The organism is Candidatus Eisenbacteria bacterium, assembly GCA_035712145.1.
In the GTDB taxonomy this organism is placed as follows: domain Bacteria; phylum Eisenbacteria; class RBG-16-71-46; order RBG-16-71-46; family RBG-16-71-46; genus DASTBI01.
Window position 1 is genome coordinate 1 of sequence record DASTBI010000106.1, and the last position, 10,825, is coordinate 10,825.

Here is a 10,825-nt window from a genome sequence, read left to right on the forward strand (position 1 = left end):
CCGACATGCAGTCCCGAGCCCGAGGGATACGGGAACATGTCGAGGCAGTAGAACTTGGGCTTGCCGGGATCGGTGCGGGTGACGAACGTCCCTCGCTCCTCCCAGTAGGCCTGCCACTTGGGCTCGACGTCTGCGAATGGATAGCGGTTCATTGGGGCGAGGGAGGATAGCAGATCACGATTCCGCCGCTGCACGTGGCTGCTTCGACCGAGGTTGCTCATCTCGGGTTCGTCAGCGAATTCGGAGCTTCATGGCTCTTCGGTCATCCCCGTGCTCACCAGTTGGGTCCCTTGTATCTAGCCAACCACCAAGAACCATTGCTCAGGTGGTGAGACGACTAGAGTTCACCGCAGACAAGCACTGGTTCCTGGTGGTGAGGTGAGAGCACTTACCCGATGCTTGGCAAGGCGGACACCGAAGAACCAAAAAGCGTGTCGGGCAGTCGTTTTGCGACGAGCGCGGAGCAGCGTGTTTGCGATCGGAGCGCTTGTCGCAAAACGAGCTGCCCGACCGTAGAAACGCTCCGAATTCGCTGACGAGCCCGAGAAGTGCTCTCGATAAGGTTGCGATCAGCGTCGCGCGGGGATGGCTCCGCCGCTGCTGATCTCGCGGGTCACCTGCTCGAGTGCCGCCACCGCGTCCGCACGCCCGCCCTTCCACGCCCACTCCGCGCGGTAGAGCGCGTCGAGCGACTGCGCCAGGTGGGACGGCGAGCTGCGGCGCGAGAGCGCCATGCTGAGGTCGCGCCAGCGCGCCCAGCCTCCCATGGCGCCGCCGACCAGGTTGGTCAGCGCGAACAGGATCGATCCCTCGCTCTCCCCCGCCGCCAGGACCAGGCCCAGCCGCCGGCCCGCCAGCATCGGGTCGCCCGCCGCGACCGCGGCGAGGAAGTCGATGAGGTCGGCATTCGACACCGGGCGCAGCAGCTGCGCCGCCTCTTCGTTGGTGATGCGCTTCGAAGGCCCCACGCAGGTGAGCAGTTTCTCGAGCTCGTTGAAGAACTCCGAAGGATCGTTCTCGCAGCTGTCCGCCAGGCTCTCGAGCAGCCCGTCCTCCACCGTCAGGCCTTCTCGCCCGACCCGGCGCCTGCCCCATGCGATCAACGCCCGGCGCGCGAGCGGAAACGCCGTGAGCCGCGCCGCGCAGGCGGCGCGCAGCGGCTCGAGCGAGCGGCGCGCCGAGTCGGCGCCGGACTCGGAGAAGATGAGCGTCGAGGCGCCGGCCGGACGGCGCACGCCCTCCGCCAGCGCGCGAATCCCGCGCTCGCTGCGCGAAAGGCCTTCCACGTCGAGCACGATGATCAGCTCGCGCGGCGTGAAGAGCGAGGCGCCCTGGTAGACGGCGAGGATCTCTTCGACCGAGTCCTCCGCGGCGCGGAACACCCGAGGATGAGGAGACTCGGGACAGGCCTTCGCCCAGGCGTGCCGGGCTTCGGCGATCACGGCCGCCTTCAGCGACTCGTCTGGCCCGTCGAGGTAGAGACTGGAAGGGAAGTCGTCGGACTCGAAGCGCGCCACGAGCGTGGCCTCGTCGAGGCGCTCCGAAGGCCGGGCTCGCCCCTCGGCGCTACCAGCCTTCGACGGTGCGGGCGACGATTTCTTCGGCGATCTTTCGGATGGCTTCTTTTCGGCCATCGAGCTCCGTCTGCGCTTTCTGTCCCGGGACGTCGATGACGAAGTAGTTGTGCGTCTTCAGCATCTGGTCGTCCTTCCAGAGCTCCCGGTTCTTGACCATGTCTTTCATCGTGACCGAGATCCCGATCCTCACCCGGTACTCGTCGGCGTTCTGAGCGGCGTTGAAGCCGAAGACCGCGTTGGCATACTCGGTCACGCGGCCTCGGAGCACGGAGTTGGCGCCGCGCTCACTGACCACCTTGAGGTGGTTGTCCTCCACGAAGTGGTCGATCACCGCCTGAGTGATCTCCTGCTCGAGCGCGTACTCCGTGGTGCTGTTCTCGAACACCGGAATGGCGATCGTCTTGAGATGAGTCGGGAGCAGGGCCGTGCTGGTCGAGTAGGCGCACGACACGGCGGCCAGGGCGATCGCGCCCAGAGCGGCACGCCACAAGGTGCGCCGCGTCACTCAGGCGGCCTGATCGTGCGACGGCGAATCGGGGCCCAGCTGGTAGAGCTTCATGCGATAGCGCAGCTTGTCCCGCTTGAGGTTGAGGATCTCCGCCGTGCGACTCTGGTTCCACTTGGTAGCATACGAAGCCTTCAGAATCAAGGCTCGCTCCAGCTCCTCGATCAAGGGCTCGAAGGGAATACCGCCATCCGGCACGGTGTTGACCAGGATCTCGTCGATCCTCTGTCCAATGGAAGCCTCCGAGACGCGCGAGGCGCGCGGCGCGATCTTCAAGTGCGGGGGTTCCAGCATCACGCTGTTCTCGAGCAGAACGGTGCGCTCGAACAGATTCCGCAGCTCGCGGATGTTGCCGGGCCACGGGTATTCGGTGAGCACGCGCTGCGCGGCCGGCGAGATCTCACGGAACGGCTTCTTGAACTGCCGCGAGAAGCGCTCCATGAAGAGCCGCGCCAGCGGCAGGACATCCTCACGGCGCTGCCGGAGCGGCGGGACGTCGATCGGCACCACCTTGAGACGGTAGTAGAGGTCTTCGCGGAATCCCCCCTCCTGCACCATGCGCTCCAGGTCCTGGTTGGTGGCCGAGATGATGCGCACGTTGACGGTGATGTCCTTGGTGCCGCCCACGCGCTTGAAGGTGCGCCGCTCCAGCACGCGCAGGAGCTTCACCTGGAGCATCGGGCTCATCTCCCCGATCTCGTCCAGGAACAAGGTGCCGCCGTTCGCCAGCTCCATCAGGCCGAGCTTCTGAGCCCGCGCGTCGGTGAAGGCGCCCTTCTCGTGACCGAACAGCTCGCTCTCGAGCAGCTCACGGGGGATCGCGGCGCAGTTGACCTCCACGAAGGGCTTGTCGTGGCGAGCGCTCATGCGATGGATGAGGTTGGCGAAGTATTCCTTTCCAGTGCCGCTCTCTCCGGCGATCAGGACCGTGGTGGTGTCTCCCCGGGCGACTTGCTCCGCGATCGCGTAGACCTCCTGCATGGCGGGGCTCTGTGAATGGAGGTAGTCGGAATCCGAGAACGCGCGGTGACGGAGGCGGCGCAGCTCGATCCACACCTTCTGTGAGTCGACCCCGCGATCCACCAGCGCCAGCAGCTCCTGGTTCTGGAACGGCTTCTTCACGAACCAGAACGCGCCGGCGCTCATCGCTTCGACCGCGGTCTCGACCTCGCCGAAGGCGGTCATCAGGATCACCACCACCTCGGGCTGCAGCTTCTTGATCTCACGCAGCAGCTCGATGCCCGTGCCGTCGGGCAGCTTGAGGTCCAGCAGGACCACGTCCGGCATCGCGGACTCGATCTCGGTGCGCGCCTCGCGCACCGACGCCGAGCTGCGCACGTCGTAACCTTCGTCCTCGAGCGCCTTGCAGACGAAGTGGCGGATCGAGTCCTGGTCGTCGACGACCAGCACCGAGGCCTTGCTCATGGGATCCCTCCATTGGTATCCAGCGGCAGCTCCACGCTGAACGTGGCGCCGCGACCTGGCTCGCTTTGAACCGTCAGGGCGCCACCATGGCGCTTGACGATGTCGTGGCAGATATAGAGACCGAGCCCCGTGCCGCCGGGCTTGGTGGTGAAGAACGGCTCGAAGATGGTCTTCAGGTGCTCCGCGCTGATGCCCGAGCCGTGATCGCGAATGCGGGCGATGACGCTGGGTCCATGCGCGCGACGGCCGCGCGCCGGCGCCAGGCCGATCATGACCTGCACCGTGCCTCCGGCCGGCGAGGCCTCGCCCGCGTTCTTGATGAGGTTGATGAACACCTGCTGGATCTGGTCGGCGTCGTGCGGGACGGGCGGGGTGCCCGGCGTCAGCTCGAGCGCCGGAGTGACGCCGCGCTCCTTGAGCAGCGGCTCGAGCGACTGCAGCGCCCGGCGCACCGCCTCCTCGAGCGGCGCGGCGCGCATCTGGAGCTGGCGCGGATGGGTGATGTCGAACAAGTCCTGCACGATGGCGTCGAGCCGGCGAATCTCGTGGAGCATGAAGTCGACGTGCTCGCGGTGCGTGGCCTGGTCCTGTAGCGCGCGCGCCAGATACTGGACGCCGGCGGCGATGCCGGTGAGGGGATTGCGGATCTCGTGGGCCACGCTGGAGGTGAAGCGGCCGAGCGCGGCCAGGCGGTCCATGGAGCGCGCATGCTCCTCGGCGCGCTTGAGGGGCGTGAGGTCGACGAAGGTGGCGATCGCGCCGTAGACCGCGCGCCGGTCGTTGCGCAGCAGCGACGTCGTGAGCCGCACCGGGATCGGCGAGCCGTCCTTGGCGCGCAGCATGGTCTCCACCCGCACCGCCTCGCGGCCGTTCTCGAGCGTGGCGCGCAACAGGTGGTCGCCATCCTGTCCGAGCACGGCGCCAAAGGGCTGGCCTCGCACGTCGGTTTCGTGGAACCCGAGGAGCTCCTGGGCGGCGCGGTTGAAGGTGAGCACCTCCCCTTTCATGTTCACCGCGACCAGCGCGCTGGCCATGCTGTCGAGCACGTTCATGCGGAAGCGCTCGCTCTTTCGCAGGTCATGCGACAGCCGTGCGTTCTCGACCACCGGTGCGACCGACAGCGCGATCGACTCGAGCAAGGTGGCGTCCGCCGGACCGAGCGGCGGCGCCTGGCTTCCCCGCCCCATGCCGATCACGCCGAGGATCGGCATCAGCTCGCACGAGAGGCAGTGGCGCTGGCGGTCCTCCCGGTCGGCCGCCCAGCGATCGGCGGCCGGACCCGGCGGCGGAGCGACCAGCGTGATGTCCCCCAGGATGCAACGGGCTCCGCACAGCTCGTGCGGGTCCCCCACCGGTGCCACCGAGTGCCGCTGCAGCGGCACGCACGCGATCGATCCGAGCGATGCCATGGTCTCGTGGAGCGCATGCCCTTCGGGCAGCACCAGTGCCAAGTGGCTCGCGGGATCGCGGATCAGCACCGTGCGGTTGAGCCACAGGGCCCGCGGCACGGCCCCCGGATCGCCATCGAGCGGCAGCTCGAGCCACGTGCCGCGCTCGCGTCCGCCGTCGAAGTGGATCCAGGTGCCTTCGAGCAGGCCGTTCTCGCGGTTCACGAGCAGGAGGAAGGCGTGCTCGAACCCGAAGGCTCGGGCGAGGTAGCGAGCCACGGTGCGCGTGGTCTCGCCGGCGTCGAGCGCCGACACCAGGCCGCTCGCCACCTCGCGAAGGGACACCAGCTGGACGTTGGTCTCGATCAGCCGCCGGTGGCTCTTCTCCAGCTCGTCGACCAGCTCGGAGACGGTGCGAATGAGCACCGAGGCGTCATCGGCCTCGGGACCCGGATCCGGGTCCAGCGCCGGAGACAGGCCGCGCACTTCGTCCACCCGGCGCAGCAGATCGCGGAGGGTTCCACGCTGCGAAACCGACATCGGTCACCGCTCGGCGGCGGCCCAGGGGTGGGCCGCGTCCGCGAAGACGTTCATCGGCGCCGGGCCGTCTCAGGGCGGGATATCGACGGCGCGCGCGGTTCGGTCGAAGGTCAGGCGAGGTCGGTGAAGTCGCGGACGCATGCCGCGACGTACCGGATCTGTTCCTCCGTCAGCTCGGGATAGATGGGAAGCGCCAAGACTTCACGGGCGGCAGCCTCGGACTGCGGCATGTCGCCTTCGCGATAGCCCAGCGACGCGAAGCACTGTTGCAGATGGAGCGGAACCGGATAGTAGATCTCGGTTCCCACGCCGCGATCGGTGAGGTGTTGCCGCAGGGCATCGCGCTGTGGCACGCGGATGACGTACTGGTTGTAGATGTGGCGCGTGCGCGCATCGCGGTAAGGCCGCGTCAGGCGGGCGCCCTCGAACAGCTGGTCGTACAGCGCCGCGTTCTTCGCGCGCTTCTCGCTCCAGCGGTCGAGGTGGCGGAGCTTGACCCTCAGGACCGCCGCCTGCAGCGCGTCGAGCCGCGAGTTGGTGCCGACCAGTGCGTGGTAGTACTTGGGCTTGGCCCCATGCTCCCGCAGGAGCCGGACCCGCTCGGCGAGCGCCGCGTCGCGGGCGGTCATGATGCCGCCGTCGCCGAAGGCGCCCAGGTTCTTCGAAGGGAAGAACGAGAAGCAGCCCAGGTCGCCGACCGAGCCCGCGCGCCGCCCCTCCCACTCCGAGCCGATCGCCTGCGCCGCGTCCTCGATGAGGAAGAGCTGGTGCTTGTCGCAGACCGCCTTGATGGCCGTGAGGTCGCAACACTGGCCGTACAGGTGGACGGCGACCACGGCCTTGGTGAGCGGCGTGATGGCTGCCTCGAGGCGGTGCGGGTCGAGGTTGTAGGTCCGGGGATCGATGTCGACGAACACCGGCCGGGCGCCGACGTTGGCGATCGTCCCGGCGCTCGCGAAGAACGAGAACGCTGTGGTCACCACCTCGTCGCCCGGGCCCACTTCGAGTCCGCGCAGCGCGAGCAGCAGCGCGTCGGTCCCCGAAGCGCACGCGATCGCCTGCGGAGAGCGGCAGTAGCGGGCGATCTCCTCTTCGAGGCCCGACACCTCGGGGCCGCCGATGAAGCGCGCGCTGTCGAGGACGCGGTGGACCGCCTGATCGATGTCGTTCTTGATGTCCGCGTACTGCGCCTTCAAATCCAGCAACGGCACCTGCATCATCGCCTTCACGGGCATCGCGCTCATCATGTTCTCCTAGCTGTCCACCCATCCCTGGTTGTCGAGCAATTGCTCCACCGGCACATCGCGCCACGGCTTGGCTGGGCGGCCCATCACCACCGTCCGCGGCGGCACGTCGCGGGTCACCACCGATCCCGCCGCGACCAGGCCGTCCTCGCCCACCGTGATCCCGGGCAGCAGCACCGAGCCGGCTCCCACGCGACCGCCGCGCCGGATGGTCACGCCCTTGAAGTGCTTGAAGCGCTCGGCGGTGCGTCCCACGAAGTTGTCGTTCGAGGTGATCACGCCCGGCGCCACGAACACCCGGTCCTCGAGCGTCGAGTAGGCGGTGATGTAGCACTCGCTCTCGAGCTTGCAGTAGCGTCCGATGGTGCACACGTTCTCCACCGTCACTCCGCGTCCGACGATCGTCCCGCGTCCGATCGTGACGTTCTCACGGATCGTGCAGAGGTCGGCCATCAGGACGCGCTCGCCGATCGCGGCGCCGCGATAGAGCACCACGCCGGTGCCGACGATCGATTCGTCTCCGATCCTGAGCGCGGGCAGCTCCTGCTCCTTGGTGGTCGCGGAGTTGGCCGCGCGCATCGGGTGCTTGCCGAGCGTGGCGTGGTCGTCGATCCGCACGCGATCGCCGACCTCGGTGCCGGCATGGATCACCACGTGATGGCCCACCCGGCACCCGGTGCCGAGGCGAGCGCCGGCCTGGATCACACACCCTTCGCCGAGCTGGACGTCGTGGCCCAGCACCGCCGAGGGATGCACCACGCTGGTCACCGGCTGGGTGGCGCTCATCGGCTCCCCGCCGTCTGCGGCCGCAACGCCATCGGCGCCCCGCCGGCCTCCAGCGAGGCCTGCGCGGCAGCCAGCACGCGCACCACCTGAAGCCCGCTCTCGCCGTCGGTGAGCGGGGTCTTGCGCTCGCGGATGCAGTCGATGAAATGCTGGCACTCGACCCGAAGCGGCTCCTGCAGTGAGATCCGGGGCAGCACGATGTCGCCGCTCCGCACGGTGAGCGCGTCGGAATAGCTCACGAACTGTCCGCCGCGATCCACGCCCTTGTCGTACACGCGGATCTTCTCGCTGGCTTCCATGTCGTCGAACACCACCATCTTGCGGCTGCCGACCACGGTGAACTGACGGAGCTTGTGGGGATCGAGCCAGGAGACGTGCACGTGCGCCATCTTTCCGCCCGGGAAGCGCAGGTGCAGGAACACCACGTCCTCCACTCCGCCTTGCAGGAAGGCGCTGCCGCGAGCCGCGACGTCGACCGGCTCGGCCTCGAGCAGATGGAGGATCACCGAAAGATCGTGGGGCGCGAAGCTCCACAGCGCGTTCTCGTCGTGCCGCACCTTGCCCAGGTTCACCCGCTGCGAGGTGACATAGTAGAGATCGCCGAGCTCGCCCTTCTGCACCAGGTCCTTCATGTAGCGCACCGCGGGGTGATGCAGCAACAGGTGCCCGACCATGAGGATTCGCTGCCGGTCGCGGGCCAGCGCCACCAGCTCCTCGGCGTCCGCCACGTTCAAGGCCAGCGGCTTCTCGACGAACACGTCCTTCCCGGCCAGCAGACAGGTCTTGGCGAGCGGGTGGTGCTGGACCGCCGAGGCGGACACCACCACGCCATGGACGTCGGGATCGGCGGCCACCTCTTCCACGCGGGTCGCGGGCCGTGCCTGGGGATAGCGCGCGGCCGTGCGCTCGAGCCGGGTGGCGTCGCTGTCGCAAAGGCGCGCCAGCCGCACGCCCGGCAGGGCGGCGAAGTTGCGGACCAGGTTGGCTCCCCAGTCCCCGGTTCCAACGATCCCGATGCCGACGTCCTGAGCCAAGAGGCCTCCACCCCTGCCGTAGGACCAAATGCCTGTCTGGGAACCGCGCAGTCTAGCCGCTTCCGGGCGACCGCTCAACGCTCAGGCGGCCGCCTCTCGCACCGGACGCTCCACTCGATTCCGGCCCTCCCGCTTGGCGCGATACAGGGCTCGGTCGGCGGCGGCGATCAAGTGGCTCGACGTCACGCCGTCGGCCGGGAAGCACGCCACGCCGAGGCTCACCGTGATCTCGCCGCGCGCCGTCAGCGGGAACGCGTGCTCCTCGATCGCGGCGCGCAGACGCTCGGCCACGACCATCGCACCGTCCTCCGCGGTCTGCGGAAGGATGATCGTGAACTCGTCGCCGCCGTACTTCGCCACCAGATCCCACGAGCGCACCGCCTGGGCGAGCAGGCCCGCCATCTCGCGCAGCAGGAAGCTCCCGCGCAGATGACCGTGCCGGTCGTTGTAGTTCTTGAGATTGTCGACGTCGATCATGATGATCGAGAGATCCTGCCGGAAGCGGGCGGCGCGCTTCATCTCGCGGCGCAGCGCGGTCTTGAGGAAGCGGTAGTTGAAGACCTGCGTGAGATCGTCGGTGATCGCGAGCTTCTCCACGCGCTCCACCAGGCGATGGTTCTCGAGCGCCGTGGCCAGCCACGCACCGAGGAGGCTGACCAGACGTCCATGCTCCGCCGTGAACGTCGCAGCGCCGGGGCGGCGATACACCGCGAGGTAGCCGGGGTCCTGCTCGCGCATCCGCACCGGCACGAACAGCGCGGGACCCGATTCCATGCCCGGGCAGCCGTCGGCGCGCGAGAGCACGGGGTCGGCCCCGAGGTCGCCCGTGATCACCGGCGGGCCCGGACGCACCAGGCGCGTCAGGTCGCCGCCGTTGACCGGACGGGTGAAGGGATCGGGAATCTCCGAGCCTTCGAGCAGCGAGAAGCCTTCGCCCTGTCTCGCTTGCACGAGCAGCACGACCGCGCCCGCCGCGTCGAGCAGCTGGAGCGCGCAACGCAACGCGTGGCCGACCAGCTCGGGCCGCGAACGGCCGCCCGAGCGGCCCGCCAGGTCCATCAAGGACTGGAGATGCCGGTCTCTTGTCAGCATGAGTTCTTGGTTTGGGCGAAATCCACCAAACACGTCGCAACCCGTATGCCAGCCGATGACCTCGGCTTACGTCCGCCGTCGTCCCGCCATCAGCCGGACGATCAGGAATGCGGCGCGGGCGCCGAAGGCAATGGCGCCGCCGGCGATGAGGAGCCACGCGGCGGTCTTCGACCAGCCGGGCAACGGCAAGGCGATGCCGGAGTTGGACAGCATCCAGCCCGCATACACGAGGCTCGAGAGGAGGCTCAGGGAGAGCAGGATCTGAACGATGCCCCACGCTCTCCATTCACGCTCTCTCGCGGCGGCGAGCGAGGGAATCGCGGGTCGATCCGGCCGTGCAGAACGCAAGCCGCTGGGGGAAACGGCCGCAATTTGACCGCCGGCGCCCTGGCGAGTGGCCGTCCATAGCCGGGTCGCGCCCAGCAGGAAGGAGCGCCGGCTCTGCACCGAGAAGCCCACGGCGGCGAGCACCGACTCGAATTCCGGCCCGGACCCGAAGGCGAGCACGGATTGCGACAGGTAGCGGTACGCCGAAGGATCGGGAGACAGCCTGCCCGCGAAGGGCACGACGTGGAGCAGATAGAAGCGGTGGAGCGGCCCGGTGAATCCCGGTGGCGGAGCGGTGGCTTCGAGCACCACCAGCGTTCCGGAAGGCTCGAGCACGCGCGCGATCTCGCGCAGCGCCTGATCGACCGGACGAAGGTTGCGCATGCCGAAGGCGATCGTGACGGCGTCGAGGCTTTGATCGGCGAAGGGAAGCCGGAAGGCGTCGGCGCACAGCAGCCGCGGTCCCCAGCCGGTGGTGCGCTGCTCGTCGGCCGCCAGCCGCAGCATGCCGAGGCTCACGTCGGCGCCGATCACGAGGCGCCCAGGCCGCCGCAGGCCCGGCAGCGACGCGCCGTCCCCGGTGCACAGATCGAGCACGGCGCGCGCCGACTCGGGAACCTCGCGCCACATCGCCTGGCGCCAGGCGTGATCGCGACCCAGGGATAGGATGCGATTGATCAGCCCGTAGCGAGCCGAGACGTGATCGAACATCTCGGCCATCGGCTGCGCCGCGCGGGGTTCGAAGCGCGCCGCATCGACGTCCAGCCTGTCGCCTGCCATGCCCTGCATCCAGGTGGAGTTTGAGTGGTGCGCCCGACAGGAATCGAACCTGTAACCTTTAGCTCCGGAGGCTAACGCTCTATCCAATTGAGCTACGGGCGCACGAAGCCTCGCGAGCGGAGCGGCC

Annotated in this window: 10 protein-coding genes and 1 tRNA gene; all 11 read right to left on the bottom strand. The window is 68.3% G+C overall.

Annotated elements, in window-relative coordinates; translation table 11 throughout:
- A partial coding sequence (locus VFQ05_06375; GenBank protein HET9326378.1) for a leucyl-tRNA synthetase occupies nucleotides 1–152 on the bottom strand: 152 nt, incomplete at its 3' end.
- Nucleotides 153–569: 417 nt separating this feature from the next.
- Complete coding sequence (locus VFQ05_06380; protein ID HET9326379.1) at nucleotides 570–1,517, bottom strand: hypothetical protein; 948 nt, start codon at nucleotides 1,515–1,517, stop codon at nucleotides 570–572.
- Nucleotides 1,518–1,566: 49 nt separating this feature from the next.
- Nucleotides 1,567–2,082 (bottom strand): LptE family protein, encoded by a 516-nt coding sequence (locus tag VFQ05_06385; GenBank protein ID HET9326380.1) that lies wholly within the window; start codon nucleotides 2,080–2,082, stop codon nucleotides 1,567–1,569.
- Nucleotides 2,083–3,507, bottom strand: coding sequence for a sigma-54 dependent transcriptional regulator (locus VFQ05_06390; GenBank protein HET9326381.1), 1,425 nt, complete (start codon nucleotides 3,505–3,507; stop codon nucleotides 2,083–2,085). It abuts the gene before it with no gap.
- The gene (locus tag VFQ05_06395) at nucleotides 3,504–5,435 is read right to left on the bottom strand and encodes an ATP-binding protein (GenBank protein HET9326382.1); all 1,932 of its coding nucleotides are present in this window, start codon (nucleotides 5,433–5,435) and stop codon (nucleotides 3,504–3,506) included. The genes VFQ05_06390 and VFQ05_06395 overlap by 4 nt, the downstream gene beginning before the upstream one ends.
- Before the next feature lie 110 nt (nucleotides 5,436–5,545).
- Nucleotides 5,546–6,652, bottom strand: coding sequence for a DegT/DnrJ/EryC1/StrS family aminotransferase (locus VFQ05_06400; GenBank protein ID HET9326383.1), 1,107 nt, complete (start codon nucleotides 6,650–6,652; stop codon nucleotides 5,546–5,548).
- Between the two features lie 36 nt (nucleotides 6,653–6,688).
- On the bottom strand, nucleotides 6,689–7,465 hold the full coding sequence (locus VFQ05_06405) for a DapH/DapD/GlmU-related protein (protein HET9326384.1): 777 nt from the start codon (nucleotides 7,463–7,465) through the stop codon (nucleotides 6,689–6,691).
- Nucleotides 7,462–8,499, bottom strand: a complete 1,038-nt coding sequence (locus VFQ05_06410; GenBank protein ID HET9326385.1) for a Gfo/Idh/MocA family oxidoreductase — start codon at nucleotides 8,497–8,499, stop codon at nucleotides 7,462–7,464. The genes VFQ05_06405 and VFQ05_06410 overlap by 4 nt, the downstream gene beginning before the upstream one ends.
- 81 nt (nucleotides 8,500–8,580) lie before the next feature.
- Nucleotides 8,581–9,591 carry a sensor domain-containing diguanylate cyclase gene (locus tag VFQ05_06415; GenBank protein ID HET9326386.1) on the bottom strand — a complete coding sequence of 337 codons (1,011 nt, stop codon included), beginning with the start codon at nucleotides 9,589–9,591 and terminating at the stop codon, nucleotides 8,581–8,583.
- Nucleotides 9,592–9,657: 66 nt separating this feature from the next.
- On the bottom strand, nucleotides 9,658–10,698 hold the full coding sequence (locus VFQ05_06420) for a ubiquinone/menaquinone biosynthesis methyltransferase (GenBank protein ID HET9326387.1): 1,041 nt from the start codon (nucleotides 10,696–10,698) through the stop codon (nucleotides 9,658–9,660).
- A gap of 25 nt (nucleotides 10,699–10,723) precedes the next feature.
- Nucleotides 10,724–10,800 (bottom strand) — tRNA-Arg (locus VFQ05_06425).
- Nucleotides 10,801–10,825 lie beyond the last annotated feature (25 nt).